The sequence below is a fragment of the Bacillus sp. FSL K6-2971 genome (assembly GCF_038006405.1).
GTDB lineage: Bacteria > Bacillota > Bacilli > Bacillales > Bacillaceae > Bacillus > Bacillus pumilus.
In genome coordinates this window covers 213621-240366 of the sequence record NZ_JBBOVD010000001.1, presented here as the reverse complement: position 1 = coordinate 240366, position 26746 = coordinate 213621, and the positions used below count along the sequence as shown (strand labels likewise).

General features: G+C 41.3%; 34 protein-coding genes and 1 pseudogene. 5 read left to right on the top strand and 30 right to left on the bottom strand.

Annotation, left to right across the window (positions count from 1 at the left end):
- Positions 1–9: 9 nt before the first annotated feature.
- From MHI33_RS01435 to MHI33_RS01420, 4 genes are all read right to left on the bottom strand, one after another.
- Complete coding sequence (locus MHI33_RS01435; RefSeq protein WP_044139145.1) at positions 10–975, bottom strand: bile acid:sodium symporter family protein; 966 nt, start codon at positions 973–975, stop codon at positions 10–12.
- 57 nt (positions 976–1032) lie between these two features.
- Positions 1033–2475: a SulP family inorganic anion transporter gene (locus MHI33_RS01430; protein WP_268508167.1), complete on the bottom strand. Its 1443-nt coding sequence runs from the start codon at positions 2473–2475 to the stop codon at positions 1033–1035.
- A gap of 331 nt (positions 2476–2806) precedes the next feature.
- Positions 2807–3775, bottom strand: coding sequence for a flagellin Hag (gene hag / locus MHI33_RS01425; protein WP_126741704.1), 969 nt, complete (start codon positions 3773–3775; stop codon positions 2807–2809).
- Positions 3765–3947 carry a hypothetical protein gene (locus MHI33_RS01420; protein WP_113768596.1) on the bottom strand — a complete coding sequence of 61 codons (183 nt, stop codon included), beginning with the start codon at positions 3945–3947 and terminating at the stop codon, positions 3765–3767. The genes hag and MHI33_RS01420 overlap by 11 nt, the downstream gene beginning before the upstream one ends.
- A 610-nt stretch (positions 3948–4557) precedes the next feature.
- Between MHI33_RS01420 and MHI33_RS21990 the strand changes: the two are divergent.
- Together MHI33_RS21990 and MHI33_RS01415 are read left to right on the top strand one after the other, a co-directional pair.
- A pseudogene (locus MHI33_RS21990) lies at positions 4558–4728 on the top strand (tyrosine-type recombinase/integrase); the annotation flags it as partial.
- 505 nt (positions 4729–5233) lie between these two features.
- Positions 5234–5389 carry an Arm DNA-binding domain-containing protein gene (locus tag MHI33_RS01415; RefSeq protein WP_340908531.1) on the top strand — a complete coding sequence of 52 codons (156 nt, stop codon included), beginning with the start codon at positions 5234–5236 and terminating at the stop codon, positions 5387–5389.
- Between the two features lie 89 nt (positions 5390–5478).
- On the opposite strand, the gene MHI33_RS01410 is transcribed toward MHI33_RS01415, so the two are convergent.
- Together MHI33_RS01410 and MHI33_RS01405 are read right to left on the bottom strand one after the other, a co-directional pair.
- The gene (locus tag MHI33_RS01410) at positions 5479–5616 is read right to left on the bottom strand and encodes a hypothetical protein (protein WP_186325117.1); all 138 of its coding nucleotides are present in this window, start codon (positions 5614–5616) and stop codon (positions 5479–5481) included.
- The gene (locus tag MHI33_RS01405; RefSeq protein ID WP_340908529.1) at positions 5616–6728 is read right to left on the bottom strand and encodes a Rap family tetratricopeptide repeat protein; all 1113 of its coding nucleotides are present in this window, start codon (positions 6726–6728) and stop codon (positions 5616–5618) included. The genes MHI33_RS01410 and MHI33_RS01405 overlap by 1 nt, the downstream gene beginning before the upstream one ends.
- Positions 6729–6999: 271 nt before the next feature.
- Between MHI33_RS01405 and MHI33_RS01400 the strand changes: the two genes are divergently transcribed.
- Together MHI33_RS01400 and MHI33_RS01395 are read left to right on the top strand one after the other, a co-directional pair.
- The gene (locus tag MHI33_RS01400; protein ID WP_340908526.1) at positions 7000–7521 is read left to right on the top strand and encodes a hypothetical protein; all 522 of its coding nucleotides are present in this window, start codon (positions 7000–7002) and stop codon (positions 7519–7521) included.
- Between the two features lie 8 nt (positions 7522–7529).
- Positions 7530–8480 (top strand): hypothetical protein, encoded by a 951-nt coding sequence (locus MHI33_RS01395; protein ID WP_340908523.1) that lies wholly within the window; start codon positions 7530–7532, stop codon positions 8478–8480.
- Between the two features lie 174 nt (positions 8481–8654).
- Here MHI33_RS01395 and MHI33_RS01390 read toward each other — a convergent pair whose 3' ends face one another.
- The 16 genes from MHI33_RS01390 to MHI33_RS01320 all read right to left on the bottom strand — a co-directional run bounded on the left by MHI33_RS01390 (position 8655) and on the right by MHI33_RS01320 (position 22142).
- Positions 8655–9455 (bottom strand): peptidoglycan recognition protein family protein, encoded by an 801-nt coding sequence (locus MHI33_RS01390; protein ID WP_340908518.1) that lies wholly within the window; start codon positions 9453–9455, stop codon positions 8655–8657.
- Positions 9456–9506: 51 nt separating this feature from the next.
- Positions 9507–9770 carry a phage holin gene (locus tag MHI33_RS01385; protein WP_340908516.1) on the bottom strand — a complete coding sequence of 88 codons (264 nt, stop codon included), beginning with the start codon at positions 9768–9770 and terminating at the stop codon, positions 9507–9509.
- Between the two features lie 12 nt (positions 9771–9782).
- Positions 9783–9995 carry a BhlA/UviB family holin-like peptide gene (locus tag MHI33_RS01380; protein WP_034620157.1) on the bottom strand — a complete coding sequence of 71 codons (213 nt, stop codon included), beginning with the start codon at positions 9993–9995 and terminating at the stop codon, positions 9783–9785.
- 61 nt (positions 9996–10056) lie between these two features.
- Positions 10057–10200, bottom strand: coding sequence for an XkdX family protein (locus MHI33_RS01375; RefSeq protein ID WP_217967886.1), 144 nt, complete (start codon positions 10198–10200; stop codon positions 10057–10059).
- On the bottom strand, positions 10197–10571 hold the full coding sequence (locus tag MHI33_RS01370; RefSeq protein WP_340908510.1) for a hypothetical protein: 375 nt from the start codon (positions 10569–10571) through the stop codon (positions 10197–10199). Before MHI33_RS01370 ends, MHI33_RS01375 begins: the two co-directional genes overlap by 4 nt.
- A 5-nt stretch (positions 10572–10576) precedes the next feature.
- The gene (locus MHI33_RS01365; RefSeq protein WP_340908508.1) at positions 10577–11704 is read right to left on the bottom strand and encodes a hypothetical protein; all 1128 of its coding nucleotides are present in this window, start codon (positions 11702–11704) and stop codon (positions 10577–10579) included.
- Between the two features lie 17 nt (positions 11705–11721).
- Positions 11722–12105 carry a phage tail-collar fiber domain-containing protein gene (locus tag MHI33_RS01360; protein ID WP_106025136.1) on the bottom strand — a complete coding sequence of 128 codons (384 nt, stop codon included), beginning with the start codon at positions 12103–12105 and terminating at the stop codon, positions 11722–11724.
- A 12-nt stretch (positions 12106–12117) separates the two neighbouring features.
- Positions 12118–13041 carry a YmfQ family protein gene (locus MHI33_RS01355; protein WP_340908501.1) on the bottom strand — a complete coding sequence of 308 codons (924 nt, stop codon included), beginning with the start codon at positions 13039–13041 and terminating at the stop codon, positions 12118–12120.
- Entirely contained in the window at positions 13028–14074 is a 1047-nt protein-coding gene (locus MHI33_RS01350; RefSeq protein WP_340908498.1) for a baseplate J/gp47 family protein, read from the bottom strand. The genes MHI33_RS01355 and MHI33_RS01350 overlap by 14 nt, the downstream gene beginning before the upstream one ends.
- Complete coding sequence (locus MHI33_RS01345) at positions 14067–14495, bottom strand: DUF2634 domain-containing protein (RefSeq protein ID WP_319610189.1); 429 nt, start codon at positions 14493–14495, stop codon at positions 14067–14069. Before MHI33_RS01345 ends, MHI33_RS01350 begins: the two co-directional genes overlap by 8 nt.
- Entirely contained in the window at positions 14495–14776 is a 282-nt protein-coding gene (locus tag MHI33_RS01340) for a DUF2577 family protein (protein ID WP_106048402.1), read from the bottom strand. The genes MHI33_RS01345 and MHI33_RS01340 overlap by 1 nt, the downstream gene beginning before the upstream one ends.
- Entirely contained in the window at positions 14773–15879 is a 1107-nt protein-coding gene (locus MHI33_RS01335) for an XkdQ/YqbQ family protein (protein WP_340908489.1), read from the bottom strand. Before MHI33_RS01335 ends, MHI33_RS01340 begins: the two co-directional genes overlap by 4 nt.
- Before the next feature lie 11 nt (positions 15880–15890).
- A complete protein-coding gene (locus MHI33_RS01330) occupies positions 15891–16553 on the bottom strand; it encodes a LysM peptidoglycan-binding domain-containing protein (protein WP_340908487.1) in 663 nt (220 codons plus the stop codon).
- Positions 16546–21513, bottom strand: coding sequence for a transglycosylase SLT domain-containing protein (locus MHI33_RS01325; protein ID WP_340908485.1), 4968 nt, complete (start codon positions 21511–21513; stop codon positions 16546–16548). Before MHI33_RS01325 ends, MHI33_RS01330 begins: the two co-directional genes overlap by 8 nt.
- Before the next feature lie 3 nt (positions 21514–21516).
- Positions 21517–21669 carry a hypothetical protein gene (locus MHI33_RS21985; protein WP_404841050.1) on the bottom strand — a complete coding sequence of 51 codons (153 nt, stop codon included), beginning with the start codon at positions 21667–21669 and terminating at the stop codon, positions 21517–21519.
- Between the two features lie 23 nt (positions 21670–21692).
- Positions 21693–22142: a phage tail assembly chaperone gene (locus MHI33_RS01320; protein WP_044139479.1), complete on the bottom strand. Its 450-nt coding sequence runs from the start codon at positions 22140–22142 to the stop codon at positions 21693–21695.
- 151 nt (positions 22143–22293) lie between these two features.
- On the opposite strand from MHI33_RS01320, the gene MHI33_RS01315 reads away from it, so the two are divergent.
- On the top strand, positions 22294–22383 hold the full coding sequence (locus MHI33_RS01315; protein ID WP_074041930.1) for a putative holin-like toxin: 90 nt from the start codon (positions 22294–22296) through the stop codon (positions 22381–22383).
- 250 nt (positions 22384–22633) lie between these two features.
- Here MHI33_RS01315 and MHI33_RS01310 read toward each other — a convergent pair whose 3' ends face one another.
- The 8 genes from MHI33_RS01310 to MHI33_RS01275 are packed head-to-tail and all read right to left on the bottom strand — an operon-like array spanning position 22634 to position 26742.
- Positions 22634–23077 (bottom strand): phage tail tube protein, encoded by a 444-nt coding sequence (locus MHI33_RS01310; RefSeq protein ID WP_044139480.1) that lies wholly within the window; start codon positions 23075–23077, stop codon positions 22634–22636.
- A 1-nt stretch (position 23078) separates the two neighbouring features.
- The gene (locus MHI33_RS01305) at positions 23079–24425 is read right to left on the bottom strand and encodes a phage tail sheath family protein (RefSeq protein ID WP_340908477.1); all 1347 of its coding nucleotides are present in this window, start codon (positions 24423–24425) and stop codon (positions 23079–23081) included.
- A 2-nt stretch (positions 24426–24427) separates the two neighbouring features.
- Complete coding sequence (locus tag MHI33_RS01300; protein WP_144527395.1) at positions 24428–24610, bottom strand: hypothetical protein; 183 nt, start codon at positions 24608–24610, stop codon at positions 24428–24430.
- A 19-nt stretch (positions 24611–24629) separates the two neighbouring features.
- On the bottom strand, positions 24630–25091 hold the full coding sequence (locus tag MHI33_RS01295) for a phage tail terminator family protein (protein WP_340908474.1): 462 nt from the start codon (positions 25089–25091) through the stop codon (positions 24630–24632).
- Between the two features lie 4 nt (positions 25092–25095).
- A complete protein-coding gene (locus MHI33_RS01290; RefSeq protein WP_340908470.1) occupies positions 25096–25602 on the bottom strand; it encodes an HK97 gp10 family phage protein in 507 nt (168 codons plus the stop codon).
- A complete protein-coding gene (locus MHI33_RS01285; protein WP_340908468.1) occupies positions 25599–25955 on the bottom strand; it encodes a DUF3599 family protein in 357 nt (118 codons plus the stop codon). Before MHI33_RS01285 ends, MHI33_RS01290 begins: the two co-directional genes overlap by 4 nt.
- Positions 25952–26344 (bottom strand): protein YqbG, encoded by a 393-nt coding sequence (gene yqbG / locus MHI33_RS01280; protein ID WP_340908466.1) that lies wholly within the window; start codon positions 26342–26344, stop codon positions 25952–25954. Before yqbG ends, MHI33_RS01285 begins: the two co-directional genes overlap by 4 nt.
- A 5-nt stretch (positions 26345–26349) precedes the next feature.
- On the bottom strand, positions 26350–26742 hold the full coding sequence (locus MHI33_RS01275) for a YqbF domain-containing protein (protein WP_081277210.1): 393 nt from the start codon (positions 26740–26742) through the stop codon (positions 26350–26352).
- Between the last annotated feature and the right edge of the window lie 4 nt (positions 26743–26746).

Here is a 26746-nt window from a genome sequence, read left to right as displayed (position 1 = left end):
GAGGTCTTTTCATGATAAAGATTTAGTCACAGCAGGCGCTTTCAGCTCAAAACGATTGAGTAAGAAACCAAACAAGGCAGCAAGTACTTGCTGAAACAGCATACCAATCACAACAGGGACAGCAACAGCAGGCGGAAAAAAGCTAATAGCAAGCACAGCTCCGGCACTAATATTTCTCATGCCGCCCGTATACACAATGGCCACAATTTCCCCTTGAGTACATTTCATTACCTTTCCAATCAACCATGCAAAAGCATACCCACTCATCGCAATGAAAAAGACAGTCGCTGCTTTGCTAAAAAATGCAGCATCCAGTTCACGCAAATATGGGGCGACAACAGAACTGTTAATCGATACGACAACAAACAAGCCTAATTTTGAAAAAGGAGCCAAGGTCTGACTAATTGTTTTCGTCACAGATGGCTTTGCATACTGACGAACGAGCATTCCTAAAATAGAGGGCAGCACCACCATACCAAACAGCCCTTTCATGATCGCAACCATGTCCATATGGACCTGTGTACCGACGAAGAGTGACAAGCTTACTGGCACAATCAATGGCGAAAGCAATGTATCAATTAAAATGATAGATAACGTTAACCCGACATTCCCTTTATACATCGCCGCCCATATTAAACTAGACACACCTGTTGGAATCACCATCGCAAGAGTCAAACCGGTGATCGTCATAGAATCGCCCGCAAATATCAAATGCCCCGCTGACCAAGCATAAAGAGGCATCAGCACATGCAAAATCATAAACGATAAAATCAAAGGCAATGGATGCATCACCGTATGCTTTAAAGCTGAAAAAGTAGATGACAAGCTCCCTGAAAATGTCATAATGGCAAATACCCAAGGCACCATAAACGTAAAATCTTTTAAATAGGCCGCCAATAAAACACCAAGTAGCACACTAATAGGCGTAATAAGCGGCATCATCCGGCCGAGCACTTGGTTCAAACGCACAAGCATGCCGGCCACCTCCATCCTTCACTTTCTACCCTTTCTATTGTAACAAACAGAAAAAACTTATGAAGAACCATTCACCTGTTTCACAAGATTTCGACTTGATGTATCCATTCCAACTACGTCTACTTGTACGCCAGCTGCTTGATACTTTTCCTTTACACGTTCTATCGCTGCCACACCCGATTCATCCCATATACGCGCTTCAGATAGATCAATCACAATGGCTTGGAGATCTTTTCCCTGACGGAACGCTTGGATGAAATCAGTCACAGAAGCAAAGAAAATTTGCCCTTTAATTCGATAAATCCAAGTACCTGCTTGGCTTTCTGTAGAGGAAATATGGAGCTTCGATATTTTTGCTACAAAGAATACCGCACTTAGCAGCACACCTGCAAAAACACCTTTTGATAAATCATGAGTTAACAATACCGTCACGACCGTGACAATCATCACAATAGAATCTGTTATCGGATTCTTTCGTAACTGCTGAAAGGAACTCCAATCAAATGTCCCAACGGAGACCATAATCATGACAGCTACAAGAGCAGCCATCGGAATCTGAACAACAACATCACCAAGTACAAAAATGAGAACCATTAAAAAGGCACCCGCTACAAAGGTAGAAAGACGGCCACGCCCGCCTGCCTTCGTATTAATCACTGATTGACCAATCATCGCACAACCAGCCATACCACCAAAGAACCCTGCAACCACATTGGCAATCCCTTGACCTCTCGCTTCCTTGTTCTTACGACTAGACGTCTCCGTCATATCATCAACAATCTGTGCAGTTAAAAGAGACTCAAGTAAACCTACCATCGCTAGCGCTAAAGAATAAGGAAAAATAATAGCAAGTGTCTCCCAGCTAAACGGAACTTGAGGAATCAGAAAAGCAGGCAAAGTACTAGGAAGCTCTCCCATGTCTCCAACTTTTCTCACATCAATATGTCCAAATACAGCAATGATCGTCATGACAATAATCGCAATGAGAGGGGATGGTATCACCTTTACCACCATCGGCAATAAATAAATGATCAGCAAAGCGCCGCCTGTCATTGTATACATGGCCAACGATTCCCCTACGAAATGTGGAAGCTGAGCCATGAAGATCATAATAGCCAACGCATTCACAAAACCAACCATTACGGATTTCGGAATAAACTTCATCAGACGAGACACTCGGCAAAATCCAAACACAATTTGAATCAGACCTGTTAAAATCGTAGCCGCAAACAAGTACTGCAATCCATGATCGGCTACCAAATCAACCATAACCAGAGCCATAGCCCCTGTAGCAGCCGAAATCATACCTGGCCGTCCACCAACAAACGAAATGACAATGGCAATACAAAACGAAGCATACAATCCAATCTTCGGATCAACGCCCGCAATAATCGAAAATGCAATCGCCTCAGGAATTAAAGCCAGAGCCACTAAAATACCCGCCAGCACATCCTGACGCACATGTCCAAACCATTCTTGCTTTACAAATAAATCTTTCAAACCATCTACTCCTTTTTATACACATACCGCACACAGAAAAGAAGATCAATCAAACCTGGAGATGAAGAAAGGAAAATAAACAATGCTTCACTTTCGGGGAAAAAGAGGAACGTACAGAGTCTTTTGTTAGAGAGGATAACCATCACTTTAGTAAGAATATAAGAAAGGAACTAAGGAATCAAGCACAAAAAGAAGGAATGTGTAGAAAATTGATACAAAGCTTCCTTATCAATCGATTTATTCCATTTTCATGATTCTATTTGTCACTGAGCAAGTCCAACATTTTAAAACAAACAAAAAAAGCCCCTATATAAATGGGGCTTTTGGTTTATTAACGTAATAATTGAAGTACGTTTTGTGGCTGTTGATTCGCTTGTGCAAGCATAGCTTGAGACGCTTGAGAAAGAATGTTGTTCTTAGTGAACTCACTCATTTCTTTTGCCATGTCAACGTCACGGATACGAGACTCAGCAGCTGTTAAGTTTTCAGCAGATGCACCCAAGTTGTTAATAGTGTGCTCTAAACGGTTTTGTACTGCACCAAGTTTTCCACGTTGAGCAGATACTTGGTTAATAGCTGCATCAACAATACTTAGTTGAGTATCAAAACCAACATCATCTGCTTTTGCATCATTGTCAGCAAATTTTCTTACATCGATGTTTTTAACGGCTTGATTGGCTACAACATTACCATCATCATCTTTAACTCCTAATGCATCGGTACTCATTTTATCAATATTAACTGAAATTTGTTGAGTTGCGTTAGCACCGATTTGGAACACTAAAGCATTACCACTTGCTGGGACTTCAGGTGTACCTGTATCTGGGTCATCTGGATCTGTCGGCGGAATTGCTGGTGTTCCTGGAATTCCTTTAAAAGTACCATCTAATAATTTTTTACCGTTAAACTCTGTACGATTTGAAATTCCATCAACTTCTTCTTGTAAAGCTTCAATCTCATCTTGAATAGATTGAAGATCTGTGTTTTTATCTTGTGTACCAGTGTTTCCAGCTTGAACCACTAATTCACGTACACGTTGAAGGATTGAGTGAGTTTCAGTCAAAGCACCCTCAGCTGTTTGGATAAGAGAGATACCGTCTTGTGCGTTTTTAGATGCCATTTCTAATCCGCGGATTTGTCCACGCATTTTCTCAGAGATTGCAAGACCAGCTGCGTCATCTCCTGCACGGTTGATTTTAAGACCAGAAGAAAGCTTCTCCATGTTCTTTTGGCTCGCACCGTTGTTTGCAGACAAACGGTTTAAAGTGTTAAGTGCTGCGATATTGTGGTTAATTCTCATTTCCTATTACCTCCGTGTAATTTTTTTCGAGCTTATCTGTCAAGTCCATTTGGATGAGAAGCTCTTCCTTAGAATTTCCTATTTCTAAGGCATGTGTATAGTAGTAATGCAGAGCACCTTTTGGCTCTCTAACTTTACTACCATATGTAACACCAGTTATGGCATTAATCATGAAATCTCCTTCTTTTAATGCTCACCATAACAATGAGTATTGTGTTACCTACTATAGACAGATCTACCATATATTTTAGTTTGTGGAAATTGTTAATTTCACAAATTCGACACATTTAAAAAGCACATAGGGGTGATAAAATTCAATAAATTGCGTTTTGTGGAATATTAAGTAAAATAAAAATGACATTTTACGATAACAGGGGAGAAACATGATTAGTGTAAAACCGTGTGAAAACAACACTTTTTCACATACCCTAAAAACACTCGATAAAGTAACAGAGAAAAGAAAAAGGATTTTGAGAGAAGGATTCACTTCAAAAGAAGAACAATGAAAGTTGCAAATGCAAAAGAATTGCAGCTTCACGCATTTTCAAACGATGAAAAATAAACATCAAAAAAGCCCCTGTTCTCTATGGTCAGGGGCTTTACTTTTTTTCATTTTTTCAATACTTTTTGAAGAGCTGCTTTTGTCTTCGATCCGTTCCATCTCTTATATGTGGCACAACGTTGGCCAATGGAATGCCTTGCTCTGTCTTCAGCTGGACGAATTAGCATTGTGCGTTCTCAACTACCTTTTCAAATTTAAATACATGATGGGAGCGATTCGCAAAAAGGCTCGATATAAGAAAATTCATTTGCATGATATGCGTCATACTCATGCTACTATGCTAATAAATCAAATCAGCTAAATACCTGGGTTTAATATTAAATCTGTCTCTCAGCGTTTAGGTCATGCGTATGTTAAAACAACTCTTGATACGTATACACATACGGTCTAGTGGCGGATGCTTTAACAAACTTATTGCAAATTCGATAATTGGTCCCCAATTTGTCCCCAAGTAAATAAAAAAGGACATAAAAAAAAGCCTTCTCATCATCGAGAAACCCTGTCAGATCAACATTTAGAGGAAAGCTTCCAAGCGGGCTCGAACCGCTGACCTCTTCCTTACCATGGAGGAGGTCAGCGAAAACATTACACAATGTTAGAAAGTGAAAGACTGGTTTAATAAGGTTTAAATTGAACACTGTATGGTTTAGACAATTCAAAAAAGGTTTAGACAATTTTAGTTCGATCCCAATTCGATCCCAATCTGCTCCCAAAGCAGGCCGATGTTCAAAGACCTGCTTTCTTTTTTAAACATTGTATGCTTTGGTAATCAAAGTTGTATCGAAAAGAGATTAGATGGGATAAAGAGAAAAATGAATGGTGGTTCTGATTATATTGCTTTTTATGGGATATTCAGTAAGATAGATTTATCATATTACAGAAATAGGAGGGGAAACATGATTAATGTAAAACCGTGTGGAGACAACACTTTTTCGTATATCCTGGAATCACTCGATAAAGAAACGGGGAAAAGAAAAAGAATTGTACGCAAAGGATTTTCTTCAAAAAACGAAGCAATGACAGCAGCAGAAGCAAAATTAAAAGAAATGTAGATGCTGAAAATAATCCAACACGTTAGCAAACTTACGTTCCAACGATTCCTTGAAAAGTAAAAAACCCTTCTAAGATGAGAAGGGTTTTATTAAGTACCGACTGGTTTTTCTGCTAATAACATATAAGTTCCGACCGGTTTCTCTGTAACATGAGCATTCATTGAGCCCGCATAACTAGCCGCTACTATCGCGCCCAGAGCAGCTAAACAAAGAATTAAGTTTTTCATTAGACACCCTCCAACTGCTTCATTTTCCTCTCGGCTAAAATAGCAAGATTAGAGAATTCCAGAGATTCTTGAATATAACTTCTCGCCTCATAATATTGCGAAATGATTAAAGCGAGATCGCGCACACTATCCGCATCATTCTGTTCAAATAAGTAATGAATGTAGCTCCTGCACTTATTAACGCTCTCTTCAGGAGTTTTCTGGAACAACTCATAAATAATGTTTATTTTAGCCTCATACACTTTATTCTCTTTTTTATTTAAGTTTTCCTGTGCTTTTTTGTAATAATAAATAGCTTGATCGGATTGTCCTATTATGAAGAGTTCTTTTGTGATCATATAGAGGGAGTTTATGTAATAAACGGACTGTTTCCATTCATCATTTCTAAATGCTTTTTTCAGAGCATTTATGCAATTTTGAGGTCTTTTAGCAGCTGAATAAGTGATACTTAAATTATGATGGATCATAGCCTCAAAAAAAGGATCTTCAAGTTGTTTGGAAATTCGTATTGCTTCGAAATAAATATCCTCAGCTTTATCATATTGGCCCAGCTCTGTATAGTTATGCCCCACAACCATCATAGACGTCGCAAGCTTTTTTTGGTAACCTTCATTTCTTTTATAAATGTGCATTGCATCCTTTATATAATTTAAAGATACTATGTTTTGACCAAGCATCATATAAAGAGAGGCTACCTTTGAATAAAACTCAGCAGCTTCAATATCATCGGGAATATTTGAAAGTTTTTTCTCAGCGATTTTAAAAAGACTAATTGCGTTACCATAATTACGATTATGTGATTCGTATAGAGCTTCAAATAAAAAGAAATAATACTCAATCATATTATCTGTTTTTCGAATTTCTTTCTTATGTTTCTTACTGAAATACGAGTGCTTTGGGAACTCTTTACCTTTGTCCTGGTGAAGCATCATTTTATGTCTCTCTTCAAGCAAAGAATAATACATCAATACTTCTTGGTCTTCTTCCATTTCATCAAACAGAGCCCTGCCCTCTTTGAAATATTTCTCGGCAACCTCAACATCTTGCTGTTTTATAGCCATATACCATTCATTTAAGATATTAGCAACATACTCAGAAGCAAGTTTACTCATAATAAACACCTCTTTCTGTCCAAATTCTAAATACTCAAACAAATATTAACATATGTTTACCATAAAATATAATATATAGAAGTTTTTTCGTTCTAACGCAAAATCATGTTTCGTTGTCCCGCAAGGAGTTTTTTCCTGTTTTTTTTGGACTGTAAAAACAGGGATAAATTAATGATTTGTCGAATCTACAAGGCTTTTTGTTCATTCATAAAAAAATGTTAGACCCGTATAATTGCGGTGTATCAAAATTACAGAAAAGGAGTTTTCATGTATGAAAAAAGTTGTTTTACCATTAGCCGCCACTCTTGCTTTAGTTTCTAGCTCAATGTTTTCTTTACCTAAATCAGCAGATGCAACGTCAAATAACACTGAAGAAGAGTGGGTCACTGTTGAGGAATCTTCACAGAGTTCAGCATCAATTCTAGAAACAGCAGTAGGTGACAAGAATGCTGGTATATTAGCAAAAGATTACACCTCAACTTGGAATCTCAAAAAAATACGATCTGGCAGTGGCTCATGGAAATGTAAGTATTCAATGCTTACTAAAGCAAAGGCAAAGATGAAAATTAACAAAATTGAGGCCAAATCAAGATTGTATAGCCAAAAAGGCGGTCTTACTAAAAGTGCTACAGATTCAAATAGTAACTCAAACTATGCCGGGGCAGAAGCATTAGGTGGAGTAACTGGCGGATGGGGTTGTAAAGGATCGGCTTACGGCAATACTAAATATGAGCGAAACGGTTATAAAACTGTTAATCATCAAAAGAAATATGACATATTTGATATTCTATAAAAATATACATGAAGATTAGAATCCAGTTCTTAAACTGCTTTCTGGTTATAGGAGTATGCTTTTTATTAACAGGTTGCATTTCTGATAAAAAAAAAGAAAGTGTTCCAGCTACTCCTTCACCTATTGAAAAATATAATGACGAACAAGAAGATATTACAGGCCCTGGATCAGAAACAGTTTCTTATGGCTTATATGAGGTAAACGGGGAAATCCTAGACACATTAGATATTGGAGCCAAGAAAGGACGAACATACAAAAAAGTCTTATCCTTTAGCCATTATCTAAGTGAAAAAAGAAAATACAGCCTAGTAATTCTTTCAGATTTTCAAACTATACCATTCAAAGCTGACAACAAAAAGCGCTCAAACTCTTATACATTCACAATGAATAAAAACACTGTGAAAAAAATTCAATTAGAATTTGAAAGTCCCCCTAATCACAGAGAGTTAAGTTTATTGATTATCCCTGAAGCAGAATTCCAGTTAGAGACTGAGAATATAGATATTGGTTCAGGACTCCAAGATATTATCACCCTAAGATACATTAAAAACAGTCAAAATCACCAACACGTTGAACACCTTCCCCCCTTACAAACGACTGGAGAACTATCAGGAGAGGAAGCATTCCTTACCTCCCAAGAACGAGGAAATAAGATTCTATTTAAATCCAAAGCTAATGAAAAAGCATTCTTACAAATCTTCAATGCAAATGATAGGAACCTAGATTATGCTGTAGTTGCTTTTTCAGGTACAAAACAAGTGAAATTCAATAACAAGACTGTATCATTTATTTCTGTAAAAGGGGAATCAACTAATATTTACGAAGTTAATATTCCTAAAGTTAAAGAAAAACAAAACTATCAAATTGTCCTATTTCCTTCTCCGTATAAGACAGGTAAAATTGAGGATGGTTTAAACAATAAGAGTTACTCGACTTTTAGGACTTTAATAGAGCCGTAAGGGGGAATTAGTATTGCTTCTGTGGATAATAATTATCTTACTGATCATTTTAATTGGGTTTACGGGTAACATTGTTTCTTTGCTCCGTGAACAGAAACAGTCTAATCAAAAAATTATTGAACTGTTAGACGAAAAAAAGAAATGACCTTCCTCCATATGGAGAAAGGTCTTTTTTTATTTTAATAGCTTTTCTAGCTTCGCTTTTGTCTTTGGACCGTAGATGCCATCGGCAGCAAGACCATGCATCGACTGGAACCGCTTGACCGCATTTGCCGTTTTCGGTCCATAATAGCCGTCAATCCCGTTGTTTTTCGCTCCTTTGTCTGGGTAGTAGTAAACCGCCGCTAGGGCTTGCTGTACGCCTTTTACTGCTGATCCCTTTGTAAGAGGCTTTGTAACTTTTAAAATGCCTGCTGGCAAGCCATATGGATTTTTAGCAGGCTTGGACGCTGTTGTTTTGGATGGTTCTGCTTTTGTTGGTTTAGCATTCGGTTTTTTACTTGTATGAGCAACGGCAATCCCCGCCTTGAAGCTGTCCCAGCGATTAAGCAGCTTTCGTGGACATTGTTTACCGCTCCATCTCTTATGTGGTACAACATTTGCCAATGGAATGCCTTGCTCTGTCATGAGCTGACGAATGAGCCATTGAGCATTTTCAACCGCTTTTTCAAAATTGCCGTCTGCGTTTTCACAAATCTCAATTCCAATTGACTTCATGTTTCCGGTTCCTCGGCCATCCCCTGCATGCCAGCCGTTTTCATTTAACGGCAGATGTTGATAGATAACTTTATCATCCACTGTATAGTGCCAGCTTGTTGCTGTATTAGGATTTTTCACATAATTAACATGACGCAAGGCATTTGCTCCTTGGTCAGTGTTAGCTGTGTTATGAACCGTAATATATAAAGGCTTCATATAGTTGCCTGGTCTGTTGCGGTTACTCTTTGGAATAAGATCTTTAATGATTTTTACCACGTTCATCGTCTCCTTTTGGTGTATTAAAAAGAGCCACCTCATGGCAACTCCTTACTTCGTTAATCCTTTTTCTTTTAGGACTTCTTTTTGTTGCTTACCTTTGTCGGTCACATAGTTGTTTTTAAACCATGCGACAAGGGTTGTAGCGATTGTAAAGATCATTGAACCAGCAAGGTACAATGTCTCAGCCAATGATGTGATTTGATCTTCTTCAATCGGTAAAACTGGTTTACCGAAAATAATTAAAGTTTGGTTGATCAATGCCATAAAAAGAAGCACTGTGCGAATCACAGTACCTTTGTCGAATGTTTTCATAAATGATTCCTCCTATTTTAAATTCCGTTCAATTTTGTCGAGCTTGTCGATCACGACGTCATACTTCTCACTAAACTTTGCTAACACATCATTTTGCGCTTCGATTTGCTCATTGAGTTTATTTTCTCGTTCCTTTGTTGTGTTTAATACGTAAAACAGCACCCAACAAAAAAGAACCGCAAAGGGTCCTTGTGTCATTAAATACTGCGCCAAATCCATTTCCACCATACTCACCTACTCCCTCACTTTGTCCACCCCCTTAAAGAAGGCAAAATAAAAAGCCCCTCTAGGCTTTGTACTGTTCTCCTGTTATTTCTTCATAGTCTGCAATTGTGATATAGCCAATATCAACATAAAACGCAATGTCCGGCGGTTCATAACACTTCCATTCCCAGAACTGTTTTATATCACTTAATGTTGGATACATCATTTTGAATCACCACCTTTCAAAGATTCAAGTTCCATCATCAACTGCGCAAATTGCTTGGCCATCTTAGCCTCACGAATTTTTGCTTCAGCTGCGTCTTTTGATAATTGTGCAACTTGTTTAGTTAACACCGCATTTTGCTGTTTTAACAAATCTATATCATACGGCGGTTGCTCTGTTTGTAAGCTATCAATGTATTCCCGGGTTGCCGACTCGCTCCATGTCTTGCTTGTGGGATTGTATTTCGCGATGTACAACCCTTCTTGCGGTTGAACGTCTGTAAACCCCTCTGGAATCTCAGCGTCATCGGGTATTTCTTTATCCCCACCAGGTACATACTTGTTGTTTTTATCAAATGCATATATAGGTTTCATACGGTTCACTCCTTTGCTTTAAACATGCAATTCACCACGATGAAGTCTTTATTACTCGTGGTATCTTGTATACAAAATCGGCCATCTGTAGCGATATACTGCCTACTAAACTGTGGCCCCTTAAAACCACCGGTGCTTGAAGCTATGCCGACATTATAGAGAGGAAAAGGTGGCTCACATCCTTCTGGTAATGTAAACGCTGGGACTTCCCCCAATGTGCCGCCTGCTATAGCCCCTGTGACATGCACAATACCTAATGCATCTTTTGCAACTCTTACCCGATAATCATTATTGACCTCAGATTTATAAGTTTTCCACCCATTCCTGATCGTCGGAAACTTCCAGTCGAGTTTTGCATCTCCACTGGTTGTAATCCTCTCCCATCCTTTGAAACCTTGAGCATGGAACGTACCGATCCAAGTGATGTTATCAAATGACCTAGTTGCTACGATACGTTTATACACTACTTCATTTTGTTCATAGGCTGTTTCAAAAACATCAACGTAATAAAAGCTTGTATCATTTTCTACTGGAGCATTAAGGAGTTGAGCTCCCATATATGGCCCAGTTGGTAAAGTGAATATATCAGTACCATTTGGAACTCTTGCAACTCTTCCATCGTTTGGAGTAAGCCTATATAACTGCCCGTTGTTCCATTTATCTTTTTCATCTGCTGTCGGAATCTGAGTCCACGTGATAGATATATGGGTAGAATTATAGTAGAAGTAATATGCATTGCCTGACGTGTCTACCGCAAATCCGGTTCCGATGTTGTTTTGTCCCACCGTTTGTATCCCTCTTATATAGGCGTTATTAGGCGCAGGGGAATCTTCTACACCTGGAGAAGCGATAAAAGTACAGGTTCCCTTGTCCTTGATCGCATCAAAAATATTTTTGTCAGCTGGAACAGAGATCAAGTATTTGCCGTCATCAGCGGTAATTTTGTATATCTGCGATTCATTCCATTTCTTCTTCTCTGATTCAGATGCATGCGGTTTGGTATCGCCAATATGGCTAATGAGTTGATCTAACAGTCCAGTATCATTTTCAAGTAATACTTTCACCATGTCATTGAACAGATCCGCATGAGCTTTGTCGCTTGTTTCAAAAGCCTTAGGAGATTTAATGTCCATCTATGAGCACTCCTTTCCTAGTAAATATCATCAATCTCAAAAATAAATTCGATGTCGCCGTCTTTTTGTTTGTCTGTCATGGTGCGGATCGCAGTAAACTTTCCATCTTCATCAACAAGAGCTAGTTCATTGATAACTTCTCCAGCAAGCTCCCCTTCAGCGATGGTACATGTGTACCGGATCTTCGCCGGTTCCATGAATTTATAGGAATCAATGTCCTTTTGAACAAGTTCACTCTTTAACTCTTGTTCTGTTCCATCCAGAGAGATTGGTTTTCCGTCCTTCGTTCCACCTTTTCCGAAAGCCATCTTGACCACTTTCGTGAGCTTCGTTCCCTCTGCTCTAGCCTTCGCCATTTGTTGCCGAGCATAAAGCGTTGTAACGGTTAATTGATCAGCCATTATGATCCTCCTTTATAAATCTATTTGCTTGGACGTGGCAGCTAGATATTTTGAACCGTCTAGCGGTACCGATCCATCAAGCGTCCAATATTTCTGCTTAATGATTACACTTCCGCTCTGATCATTTGATACATGAGCAGCCATGCGGAATGTTACTTTCCTTTTTTCTTTATTTACGTGTTTGAAACGAGATCGAAGTGTAAGAGCTGCTTGTTGATCCGTTTCATGTTTGGCTCCTACCATGACATATCTTGTACGTCCAAGAACTTTCACTTCTTTTTTGAGCTTCATGGCCATCTTTAAAGATTGTCTGAAGCGTACTGGAATATCTGTTGAATTGCGCGATCCGCTTAAATAAAAAGTTCCATTTAATAAAAATTCACCATTGAGTAAGATAGGAATGTGATCAAAAAAGCCCACTCTGCTACGCAGTGTGAGCCGGTTACGATAATCTTTGATTTCATGAACATCAGTATGATGAACGCTTGTGAATTTATAAGCCAGGTGTGCAGGCTTTAAGTTTTCAAACGTCTCCACAATGTATCTGGTGTTCTGCAGGTCATCCAAATTAACACGAAGGGAGAAATGATAGCGGCCTGACGTTAGACGAACCACCGCGCTAGGATTCTTCAGGAAGCGGTTGACTGCCCTCTCTAAAGAAGCATAAGTGATCGGTGGAATGTTAGACATGAGATTCAAAATACGTGCCCTTCGCAACTCAATAGAATCACCTGATTCACGCTGCACCTTCAGCATCCTTTCCCATCGATTAAGCCCCCATGTGGCAGTGAACGGAAAGAGCTGATCGGTCATATCGAAAATAGAATCGTCTAGCCTTTCCATCTCTGGAGCCTCTGATCTCATTAATTCATCAAATTCAGTGATCTCCGTTAGATAAGAAGGTAAATAGGCGTTCATATCATCATACTTGCTCATTGACGATCACCTGCCCTAGACGCGGGATTTCAATATCTTGGAGCGGCAAGTTTTTGGATTCACCGTTGATCAAGACATCCGAATAGTCCGATACACTATCCGCATGATACAAAATGTCATTGATCGCTGACATTCTTATCACATTTTCTTCAAAGGCAAGTGATTTCAGAAGCGCTTTGACCTTCTTTTCAATCTCCTCTTGTGCATCTTCAATGGAGTAATCCATTTTAAGCTCCACAGATACGGACACCTCAACATCTTTCCACTTGGCACTTTCAACTGTTGCGGTCGCTCCAATCGGTGCTTGCCCTTCTCCTTCTCCTGGAACTGGATCAATGTACTCTTGGACCTTATTGACGAGCAGATCCGTCGCAACATCAAAATTTCCATCTGTGATGACAATTTTGACCGTACCTTCTCCGTTCCAAAGAGGAAAAACCTTTGCCCTGCCAACTCCTTCAACTTCTTCAGCCCACTTTTTATAATGGGCTTTGTTGGCACTGACAGCCTCCCGCCTTGCCCTCATCAAGTACCGCTCATACAGTGCTTCATCGTCTTCTTCTTCTTGACCAGGTATTTTCAGCTCCTCGAAAATGACCGATTCTAAACCTAGTATGTTATCGAGCGATAGGAGCGGCAGTTCTGCAAAATTCCCATTACCTACAGCACCAGTCGTCTCACACTTCAGCGTGCCGTCAGACTGATACTGGAAGTACAGATTGTCGATATAAAACCTTGATTCCGTTGGTATTCTGATACCTTCAGGTGAGACTTCAACGGACCATACAGCACTTGTGGCCGCTTTACGAGTGATCCCCACTTCAGCAGCTCGTCTATCTAAAAATTCTCCCTGCGCTGTATCCGCAAAGACAAGATCGAATACCTGATCTAGCCATATATAAGATTGAGCAAGTTCCGCAGCTGCAGGAGCCAACGCATTCCATATCACGCTGTTTTCACGTTTATCAATATCATCAGGTATACGTTCCAACATGCGTTCCATGATGGCTTCATAAGACTGTTCTTCAAACATCTTCGCCAATCACCTCCTCGATCTCCAAGGTTCCCTCATCTGTCACCACTTCAAATATCACCTTAAAGGCTGCCCCCTCTTTAGTGATCTCAAAATCTTGCACACTTTCAATTCTTTCATCAACAAGAAGTGCTTCTTCAATGAGCCGTGGGATCTCCATCTCCTTGTATTCGTCCGTTGATTCTTCATCAGACACAGCTTCTTGAACCTCACATCCTACGTCATGGCTATAAACAGCATGCGAATATCGTTCCGTTCTTAAGGCCATATAGACGAATTGGCGAATGGCATCAAGACCATTGATCTTTTCATTGGTTAGACGTCCTGACTCGAAGTCGATACGGTAGGTGGTCGAAGGTTCAACAATATCATCTTCATCTTCCTCAAAATCTTCAATTTCCTCTTCTGGAGAGAGTGCCATTATGAACCACCTCCTACTACTTTATCTAAGATGTAAAACGTTTGGCCGCCTGTCATCGCAAGGACCATTACACTATCGCCTTCTTCTAGCTCATCATCTTTTCCCTCGTCTAAGCGGGCTGGCCAGATGAGAAGTTCTTCAGGAATGATGAGTTTGTCATTCTCATTGAGTCGAACGCTTAGAGGGGAAACAGACACCACATCACCAAGTATCAAGTCAGTTGGCGATTGTGCATCCACAGCATTGACGGCCAATCGCTTAATTGCCTCACTTAGTTTCATGACTGATTCCCCGTTGGGATGGAATTTTTCTCAACGACATCGATCGTCATGGTGTGTTTTGTTCCTTTGAATTCGTGGCTGTCCTGATCGATCCAGTACGTTTTTTTGATGCTGATATCCGGAATGATGATCCGGACAGGCATGCCGCTTTGTAATCCAGGAATACCTAGAGCTTGAATACTTTTGAGTTCTTTTTTCACGCCCTTTTTCTGTGAGAGACGAACATCAGCCCGCTTTTGCAACTGTGCTTGGTTGATCTCTCCTGACACTCTTTCAACGTGCTGAAGAATTCCATATTTGCTTCTTGCTGAACTATCATTCGCCACAGCCAGCATTTCAATTTCTTTCTTTTGAGTAACCATTTTTGGTTTCTTTGGCTTTGTTGGTTTGGTCGTTTTCTTATCTTTTTCTTTATCTTTGTCAGTAGTCTTAGATTTCTTTTTTTCCTTCTTTAAAACTTTTATTTTATCCACGTGTGTTGCCCTCATCTTTACACGTGTGGCCGTTTCTTCAATGGAAGTGCTGTACTGATAATCAATGAGATTGACACCTGATTCAATGACCCATACTTCAGACGGATCAGGCCATGCTCTTAGCCCCATCTTGCCTTTAGCAGAATAGATTTGATAGTTACGTCCTGTTTGTTTCTTTGTTTCCCTTAGAGCCTGCAAAATGATGTCATACAGGCTTGTATCGTTTTTGAATACAAGTGATTTTATGACATGACCGGTATTGGCGATGGAGGTCATCGGGATCTGAAAATCTTGACCAAGCCGCTTCATTATTTGATCAGCCCGTTTGTTTGCAAAGACATATACATCCTGGTTCTTCACCAAATACTGAAGCATGTCATAAGCAGTAAAAGTGAGCTTTTCTTCCTTCGGCGTTCTTGCAAAGACTGTACCTCGAAAGAGTTCTTTTCCTTTCCATTTGAAAAGAACAGTGTCACCCTCTTTGATGCTGTAATATTTTTGTGAACCCTGTTTAGTCACGATCGTTGCTTGTATTGAGCGGGGGGCCTGATACCTTTGCCCCCGAAGTGTCACACTTTCTGTCACAAGCTCGTACATGGTGCCGCTTCTGATGGCAAAAAGCTCAATCAATGTCAGCCCCCCTATTGTGGTATTTTTAATTTTTGACCAGGGAAAATCCAATGCCCTGGTTGTCTAATATTGCGCCTACTCCGCTTGATCATCGCAGCTTTATTCGCATTCCAAATGCGCCGCCATTTTGTGCTATCCCCATAGAAGCGGCCAGAAAGATCCCACAAGGTATCACCCTTTTTAACGGTGTACACTTTTGGTGCGCCTTTTGAGCTGCGTTTTTTGTTGCTCTTTTTGGCTTTCCGTTTGATTTTTCTAGGTGATGCGGTTTTGTATTCTTTTAACTGCAGCGTGAATTCACGATCACCGACGTCATACGTACCTTCATTGTGATTGAAGCTTTCTATGCTGCATTGCATATTTATTTTTGTCCCCGTTACAATGAGCCGCACAGACTTCTTTGACCGCATCATTCGTTCTATTTTCGCTATCGCATTCTCTGGTGATGGGATGCTTTTATATTCAGCGATCGGTGTATACTTCTTCGGAAAAAAAGCTGTAAATGAAATTTGGCGAGCCCCTGGTACATCCAAGAATGTGAGCTCGCCAAAAGAGGCGACCTTTACCGTTTCATTTTGTACGTTGTTATTGAGTTCCAATTTCTCAGGAAGAACAGGGAATCGTAATTTGTCCTTCCCTTGCGAAATCCACAATTGATATTTTGATTTAGCCATCGATCACGACTCCCTTCGTTCCTGTGTTGATTTCATTCTCTAACTCATCAATGAGCATCTGCTTGATCTTCTCTGCAAGGTTTTCTGCGTCTTGGCCATTATGATAATGCTGCTCACCATTAAAATTAATGATGATCTGTTTTGATCCACCTGAAGCAGACGGTGCATTCGCTGTGCCAACTGTTACTGTTTGCACCTGCCCTTGTGAAAGTTCAGAAGATGTAGCGGTGGCCGGATCGTATACGTCCATTCCTAAAGCCTGTGCAGCTTGAGCCAACAAGTAGCGACCACGTATGCCACGCTCTTCAGGAATAATCCATTCACGCTTGTTTCCTTCACCGACTCTAGCGATTTGTTCTTGTGTGATTAGACCGCCGTTTGCATAACCCTTATATGGTCCACCGTTTCTCATACTTCTTAATCCAGGCGTGTTAAAGACTGTTCCATATCTACCCTTAATGTAGTTAATGGCCGCAACAGCATTATGAATTGGGTTCCAAATGTCATTCATACCCTTGCCTTTATTAGAGTTAAATGTCGGCCCAATGGTTTGCATTAAGCCTTTAGATGGTGTTCCCTTTTTGGCGTTGGAATCCCATAAGTTGATCGCTCTCGGATTTCCATTCGATTCATGCTGCGCAATGGTCATCAGACCTGGTAGCCAGCTCATCGATGTGCCAGTTGCCATGAGAGCTGCCATGAGCCATTGCTGAACACTAAGACCCGAAGCCCCCATACCGCTGAATGCACCGATTAATGAACCGGCTTGATTCTCTGCGAATTTCTTCACGTCAACTGAATCAAGTCCTTTGACGACACCGATCGATGCGAATTTTCCAAGACTCATCATGACACGCGAAGGAGAATGAATGTCTAATTCTTCTCTAAACGCCTGTTCTACTTTCTTCGCCATGTCCTTGGCTGCTTGTGTCACTTCGCTTCCTTTGGAACGCATGCCGCTGTTAAATGCGTCAACCAGTCCAGCTCCCCATGTAGGAGACTCTTGACGAGCGAATAAGAAAGGTTGTCTTACATTTTGATCTAAGAACTGACCTGTGCCAGTTGGTGTCATGTTTTGACCTGAGGCAAAGCCGGTGACAGTTTGTGCTCCGTAGAGCGGTGTTGATGCCTGAATTTGAGTAAATGGTTGTTTGATATTAGCTTGTTTCCACTGTTCAAGTGAAACAACTTTGCTGTTTAATCCTTTTTCAAAGTCAGTGCTAAACTGTTCCCCGTATTTAGAAGCGTTGCCGGTCTCACCAATTGATACCGATCCGCTTGCAGAAGTTGAGACTGATGGAGCTGCAGCCGGTCTCATAGGAGAAGATGAACCAGCTTGTGAAATAGGTGATGCACCGTTTGGCATAACAGACATTCCAAGATGAGAGGCAGCCTGAGCAAGAAGCATCTTCCCTCGGCCTTTGTTGTTTTCGGTCGGGATGACAAACTCCTTGCCCGCCTCGCCGATCCATGAAAGAGTTGGCTTTGTGATATAACCACCGGTGGCGTTTCTTTCTTCTTTCTTCCCTTTAGGTTTCCAACCTGTCTTTTCTTCACCTTTACTTTCAAAGAATTCAAACGCCTTCCCACTAACTTCTTTAATTTTACCGACTACATTTCCTACAACTCCAAAGATGCCATCCCATGTCTTTTTTAAAGTTGTTGCAAAATTTTGCAACGGGGAAAACACATATTTTTCAAACCATCCACTTACCCCTTTCCAGATACCTTTGATCGTTTCCCATGCTTCTTTAAATTTTTCCCACACGAAGGAGATTGCTGGCTCTGCATACTTTTTATATGGCTGCCATACGTACTCATCAAACCAACCGGCAAGCACCACCCATGATGTTTTAATCCGGTTCCATGTACTGTTAAATTGGTTCCAGATAAACATGATGGCTGGCAAAGCATATGTTTTAAAAGGCTGCCAGACGTTTTCATCAAACCAAGTTGATAGGGTTACCCAAGTCTCCTGAATCCAATTCCACGTATTTTTAAACAACACCCACACAATCATGATCGCTGGAAGTGCGTATAGTTTAAATGGTTCCCATACATTTTCATTAAACCAAGCAGAAAATGCACTCCAAGTCTCCTGAATCCAATTCCATGTATCATCAAGTTTGTTCCATATCACTCCGACGGCCTCTACTGCATATTGACCAAATGGCTCCCATACATTTTCATAGAACCAAGTGGATGCTGCTCCCCAGATGGCACTAATCAATTCCCATCCCACGACAAAAACACCAACTATAAAGTTGATGATTGGAACTGCAAAGTTATAAATAGGTATGAATACTTTTTCCATGAACCAATTAGAGACCTTTTCCCAAGTGGCTTTAATTTTTGTCCATGCTTCTTCAAAAAAACCACCAATAGGTTCAGCGACATTGTCATTGAACCAAGTGGAAAAAGTGCTCCATGTATCTTTAATCCATTGGACTGCATTCTCTGCACCTTTGACAAGCCCATCCCATTTCTTCTTGATGGTCCCGTCATCAAACATCTTACCGATCCAGTTACCGAGATCGCCGCCAAAGATGCTGCCTAATACTCCACCGATAGCTGTTCCGATTCCAGGCGCGATCAATGTCCCTAGTGCAGCTCCACCGATACCGCCGCCCAGATTACCAGCAAACCCACCGATCTTTTCTCCTTTGTTGTCATTATTCATACCGATAAGTTCAGTGGCCGCAATCAGTGTACCAAGAATAGGAATACGTTTTCCGATGCTCTTGGCACCTTTACCGATACTACCCAACAGTCCACCACCGCCACGCCCTTGGTTTGGTGTGGTTGGTCTTACTGGCTCTCCTCTATTGATCCAAGGCTGACGATATTCGGGAGGTCTTGGGTTCCTTGGTGGTCTTGCTCCTCCAGCTCCGCCAATTATACCGCCGCTTGTTCCTGGTCCTAATCCTCCGTTTAAACCTTTGCCCCATTTGAAGAGTGCAAATGCTCCTGAAAGAATGGATTTAAGCGGCTTTAATAATGTGGCTACTTTTCCGAGGAATGCGAGCGCAAATGCATTGGCAATCAAGGCCCCTGCAATTGATCCCTCACCAGTTAGGGCATTCAAATTGATCTCACCGATCTTCTTAGTGATACGAATGCCTAATTGTGCAGGATCAAGAGCTTCTAAAAATGATTCAATAAATATCTTTCCTGCTTTGGCTCCTGCATCGGTAAAACTATCTTCGGATGATTTGTCATCAATACCAAGTAGACCATTGATCACACCGTTTATGATGCCACCATAAGTCTTACCGACATTCTCGGCCATTTTGAAAAGACCTGGTTTCCCAGTCTTATTCCACCACTCGCCAAAGACGTCTTTTGTGTTATCTAAGACGAGCTTCCACCGAGTTTCAAAGCTCATTTCACGATATTTCTCAAGCTGATCAAAGTGCTTCTGCAATTTGGGGTTATCCTTAAATTTGACCTTCAGTTCTTTCATTTGCTTCTTGGAAAGTTTTTCTCCAGGGAACAAAATCTTAAACTGATCACCAATGAATCCGAATACGCTTTTGGTCGGATTTAAAAAGCTCTTTGCAAAGGCTTTACCAGCCTTTTCAGCTTTATTGGAAAGATCGGTCAGTACAAAGGAATATTCTCCTCGCCACGTTCTGAATGCTTCAAGAGCGGGTTGGAACGCAGCTGCAAGCCCTTTACCCCAAGGCATAAGGATGCTGTTATTGATGAATGATTTAACACCTAAGAATAAGTTGGCCAAGTTGTCCGACATTTTGATCATCATGTCATTGTATTTGCCGAATTCCTTCGTTACTTCCGGCCATGTCTTAGAGATGTCTTTTCCGCTCTTTGCAAGATTTTCGAGCTTGCCTCTGGCATCACCAGAGATCGCCCCCATTTCTTGAAGAGCTGCCGTTGCGTCACCGATAGGACGCCCCGATTTAATGCCGTCATATAAACGCCCCATCCATAGCGCAACTTCGGAAAACGGTCGTTGAACACCTGCAGCAACGTCACCGACTAGCTTCATGCCTTCAGTAGTCGATAGAGCGTTCCCTGTGAATACTTGGAGAACACGACTTGACTCAAATATCTCGTCACGTGTAAATGGCGTTTGACCAGCAAAGGCTGTCAGCTCGTCTAGTCGTGCATCTGCTTTCCCTCTACTACCTAAGAGAGTTTCAAACGCAGTGGTCATGTTCTGGCGATCCGCAACCATTTTGAGCGGTACGACAATACCGCCTGTTGCACCGGCACCGACTCCAAGCAAACCAAGCGTACTGGTGACAGCTGACACGATCCCTCTCAATGGCTTTGTGATAAGATCAAGAACCTTGATTGTGGTTGTGTAAGTCCGTCCCAAATGGGTATTTGCAAATGAGACAGCTCCACGTACCGGAGCGGTGAATCGGTCTATCGCATTGATCGCCACCCTGTATTCAGTCCCTAACGTGTTCCTTGTATAAGACGCTATACGGCTGACTGTATTACGAACCATATCGACCGCTCTGATTGTATAGCTATATCCACGACCTAGTTGACGAGCTGCATATGATGCTATGCGCCTAATGCTTGCAGATGCCCGATCATATACGGCTATGGTAAATTGCTGAACTTTGCCCAAATTGCGATAGATATAACGACGCAGCCTGACCAGCCCTGGTGTTGCCTGATCCTTAATGCGCATCAGGATGCTATGAGTACGCGGCATCTTACGTTGTATGAAACCGTTGAACTTTTTCAACGCCTTTGTGGCCAGATCATTGACATCCAATGTGAGCTGATAAGTTCGAGCAAGATCACGCAATACGAAACGCTGCACACGTCTTAATGCAATCGTGGCATTGTCCCGCACTCTCAATGTGATTGGCCGCTCTGATCTGCGGCGCAATCTATCAAGGCGTTCCATATCTCCTCTGATCAAACGCAATTTACGCGTGATTCGGTCTTGTAAATCAAACCGAGCAGTCAAATGAGCCATGTCTTATCCCCCTTTCTTTGCTTCTTTTTCAAGAACCTCTAGTTTGTGCCTGATGAGTCCAAATAGGAATGATTTGAATGGTCTTGGTGATTCGTATAAATCTAAGAGTTCAGACGGGGAGTAATGAAGCTCATGCATGCAGTAATACAGATACACAGCCTCTTTGTCCCCGTCTTTTATTAGTTTTTTGCTGCTTCTTCTAAATCTTCAATTTCATCTTCAAATCCGTTGACCTCAATGGCTTTGTTTAACCAGTTCGCATATTCACCGCCGACAGATAGGACACGCTTTGCCACTTCGACTGGATCTTGTGTGCTGTATGCTTCACGAAGTTCTTTTGATTTGAAGTCTGGGTAAATGGTTGATTCAACCGCGATACGTGCGTAGAATCGTTGGGAATCCAAGTCTTTCACACGTCCACGACCTTTAACATTTTTGAAAGTCGTGTTTTCTTTCTCCAGTTCATCGATGCGCTCTGTTGTGATCGCTTTGAATACGAATGGAATCACTTTACCTTCTTTGTCAACGAAACGCTTTGAGATAATGGATTTGACTTCTTCCGCTTCTGTTGTTTGTCCTGGCATAAAGAATGAAAGATCATATGTGTTGTTTGTTTGTTTTTCGCTCATGTTTAAAAACTCCCTTTGATTTGTTTTTTTCGAATACAAAAAGCACATCCATTTTTGAATGTGCTTTCCAATCTTTTCATGTATAATATAATTCGTACAATTGAACGGCTTGCTCAAGGGTGTCTGGCTCATCCCCGATAGGAAGGGGGTGATGCTCATGTCAACGTTCCAAGCGATTTCCCTAATGCTTTTATTCGGGATGTTTATCCTTGCTTTGTTGACGTATATAAATAAAAAATAGACTCCCCTTGAGCTGTGGTAGGTAAAAGGGAAAGTCTATCCTTAATACTATCAGATTGATAAGCCAGCCCCTTGAAGGGCCTCATTGTACATTGCCGGGATGTTGTCGCATCCTGGCTTCTTTTTATTTTATGCAAATTGCTTTGCATGTAAACATAATTTTGTATCGGAATGCTCTGAGCATTCTCTTTGCATTATAGCATATTCGGTTTTTATTTTGCTAATTAATTAGCTAATTTCCTCCACATTTCTTAGAAAGAATCCTTCAGCTTCTCAGGAAGATCAAAGTCCTCAAACGTGAAAGGAACCTCTTCTTCAAGTGCTTCCGAATCTACATCGAGCCCAGCAATTTTAGCTGAATCAAAGTTCACATCAAACAATGTGACGCGCTCGGTGCCGCGGCCAGATGATTTGTCATCCAGAACAGCTTGAATGGTGAAGTACGGATCTTGCCCCTTCTTCACGTAATTCAACATCAACTGAACGAAACGTGATGTGACTTTATAGAAAGTCGCTGTGCCAGTACCATTCGCACCGGTTGTCTTATGACCCGTCATACGGCGACCCATGACATTGACCTCTGATTTATTCTTCTCCACGTTTGCTTCAAACGTTTTGATGAACGCCATTTCCTCACCATCGAGGAAAAGACGCCCTTCCTTACCTGAAATGGTATTCTGCGCTTTAAAAGCCATCTTATTTCACCTCTACATTGAAATAGAATTTTTCAGCTGCATCAACTGGTTGAACAGCTAGATCAATCAAGAAACCGTCACGATCTTCATTAAGAGCAATTACAATATCTGTTTCAGAATCAAAACCAGTGATTCCAGATCCGTCTTGGAGCTGCGTGAGATATTGCGTGATGAGTGTTTTCACCAGCTGCAACCCGTCATCAGATGCCGGAATATCGTTCCCATTTGCTTTGCGTAACTTAATCAAATCCTTCAATTCTCTCGTTAGATCGTTGTTGATCGCATCGAGCACTCGAATGATCTTGTTTTTACCGAATGTCTTGTTTTTCTCCGTTGTATAGCTTGTTAGAGAGTTGATGTCCTTCTCAACGCTCACTGTGCGATCACGCGCATCAAACGTGAACAAGAATTCGCCTTGTGATAAGCGGTATTCCACTTGATCATTATCAAGACGCTCTAACGTATCAACAGCCCCTTCATATTCAACAAATGTCAGTGACTGATTGAAGTTGGCTCCTGCAGATGCACCGGCAACCCATGCAGTTGCTTTGGCTGGCGTAATCTCTGTGCCGTCTTCTAACAGAACACCGCTTGTGACATTGATAATTCCTTCATGATCAGCTGCGTAGTTAGCCACAACGCCTTGCACCTTACGTCCTTGATCATCACGCAGCCGCTTAATGAAAGCCACAAATGTCGCTTTTAACTGCTCGCTAGTGTTATTAGGCAGCGCGATCACGTCAAAGTATTCTGTTTCAGCTGCTTCAAGAAATGCTGTGTAATCTGCCACGCTTGGCACACCGTTTTTCCCACCGCTTAGTGTTACGCCAGCTGTGATTGTCACTTCACCTTCACCAGAGAATGAAACATATTTGTTTTGCTTCAGCTCTTTGACATCAGTGACAATTTGCTTATCAACAATGTCTGTACCTACGTAAGTCACCACATCACGCTTGGAGCTGTCCAATACGTTTTCAGTGACTTGGATTGTGACCTCATTACCTTTCTGTCCGCCATAATTGGCAAGCACATTGAAATTCTCGCTGATTTGAGCCTTTGCAGGCTCCCCTTCATTCAGGCGGTAAAGTAAAACCGTTTGTGCTTTTTTCTTTGCTTCTCGGAAAAGAAGCAGTGACTTGTCATCGATGTTTAATCCGATTTTTTTATTTAAGTCCTCGATTCCTGAAATAGAGATGAACGTCTTAGGCTCTCCCCAACTCATCGTAATCGGAAGTGCAACGGTTCCGCGATTACCTAACGTGATTCGCTGCTGTGCTGTGGTTTTGAAATTGAAGTAGATACCAGGACGTTTTTTCTCTGTACCTGGTGTAAAAGTACCTCCATTCATGCTTAAACCTCCTTAGACAAAAAAGCATCAATCTGCTTCTTTGCTTCTGTTTTTGTAATTGGTTGATCTTTGATATAAAAAAGAGCACCTTCAAGAATTTCAGGCTTTACGCCAAACAATTCCTTGCTGTGCTCTTTCAAGGCTTCAAATGAGAACCCCGGTTCCTTTTGAATAACCGGTGTCACTTTCTCTTCTTTCACCGGCTCACTTTTTTTCTTGGTCACTTTTTATCACCCCATCTGAAAAATTTATGTCGTCTAGGCTTGGCTGCGCATCTCGGTTGTACCAATAGGCGCTATCCCATGCGAGGATGATCGTTGCCACACCTTGATCAGCAATCCTTGTTTCAGCCCTCTTAATGCGGACATATTGATCGAGCGGTTCACCTTCCTCACTGATCATTTGAATGATGTTTCGATCAGCTGATAAGGCATCAACGATGGTTTCTGCCGCATCATGAGCCTGCCCAGAGTCCTTGTGAAACACTTTAATATGCAGCGTGTATGTTTTAAGGAACGTTGAAACAGTATCGTTTTTTGTGTTTGTCCATGCGACTGGAAAGTACATCGATGGGATCTGGAACTGTTCAGGAATCTCCTTCTCATATACTTTCACTGGAAACCGCTTGTAACAATAATGCATGATGGCGCCGACTTCTTGATTCATTCCATCACCGCCCGAATTGTTCATCGATCCATTGCTGCAGCTTACGGTCCAATGAGTGTTCAAACATCTGTTCAAAAATTGAAAGTGCATTATCCCAATAGCCGCTTCCCTCAACCCATTGGAACTTTAGAAGCATTCCTGTTTCAGCGTTTGGATCGTATTCAAACCGATCACCAACCCATCTACCAGGAACCCATCGCCTGTCCTGATTTTTACTAGGATCAATTGTAAAGTGTCCATCGTTTGTGTAAGATGCATATTCCAAGTTGGTCCCTACATCCAAGGTAAGACCACCGCTGCTCATAGAAAATACGTTTTCTTGGTCTCCCATTTGGAATGAGTTGAGCAAACGGCGAGCATCCACCGTTTTTGTTCGGATAACTTCATCTTGAACGATGTCTAGGAACTCATAACCCATCGCTTCCAACCATTCTTCATATTCAGCTTGCAAGCCGCCATTAACAGCTGCATTCAAGTCCTCAATGAATTGATCAAGACCATCAATCCTCATAGGCTTTCACTCCTCATCGCTACCACCTCAATATGATGGTTTTTGATCCGTCTGGGCTTTTGCAGTTTCAAAGTAATGCCTTCCCATACTACTTTGTCATTTATTCGGACATCAGCATTACTAGGAAAATGAACAAGGTACGATTGATGAATGGTTGCGTTTGGCTCCTGCTGTGTGATGGATTGGTTCTTTTCAGTAAAGTAACATGCTTGATCAACTTGATCAGGCTCATCAGGATATGAAAAGACCGGCTGCGCATCTTGGACAGGTATTCCATAGAGATTGCCTGTTTTTTGTTCTTCCTTCAGGTGATATATGTCGCATCGATCCGTTAATAAAGATTGATAGCTCATAGCGATCTCAACCTTAATTTGATGCTGCCTGGATCTTCTGGAGCTAATACCGGCTCAATGAAATCTATCAACAGGTTATACACATCTGGTTTTGAAACGGCGTTTCCGTCTGCCAGTGTATAAGAGTAGTCACCAATCTTTTCAGATTTATAACCCTTTATGATTGATTCATCCCCATTGATCAGTGCGAAGAACTGTGCCATTTTAATCAATGCGATCTTCGCCTTTTCAGGAAGCGGCTGATATTTTTCGTTTGAGAAATCATGACCTACGATCTGAAATACTTCAGCTTCAGCCTCAATGATGTCACTGATTAAGAGTTCGTCAGAGCGGTTTTTCACGCTCTCGAATACGGTATATGCCCTAACATCTTCAGGAGAGATCAGCATCAGCCTTACTCTCCTGTTTTTTCTTGTTGCTGTTGATGATCGAGGATGAAGGCAATTCTTTCACTCTTATCTTTGAGTTGAGACGGATCGCCGCCAAGATCAATAACAATGGCTTCTTGTTCAGTTTTGTTCATGCCCTTCAGTTCTGATTCAGTGTAGATTTTTTGTTCTTGTTGCGGTTCTTCTTCCTCTTTTGGTTCCTCTTCCGGCGGCTTTTCTTTTGGTTGATCATCCGTTTTTGAATCATCAACAGGAGCTTTCACTTCCTTACAAGCAAAAAATTCATTGCCATCGAGATATTGAAAAACTTTTTTCTCAATACCCTTAACTTGGTTAACAAGAAAGACATGCCCCATCACAGCGTATGTCTTTCCCTTGATCAAAACCGCTGTATACACATTG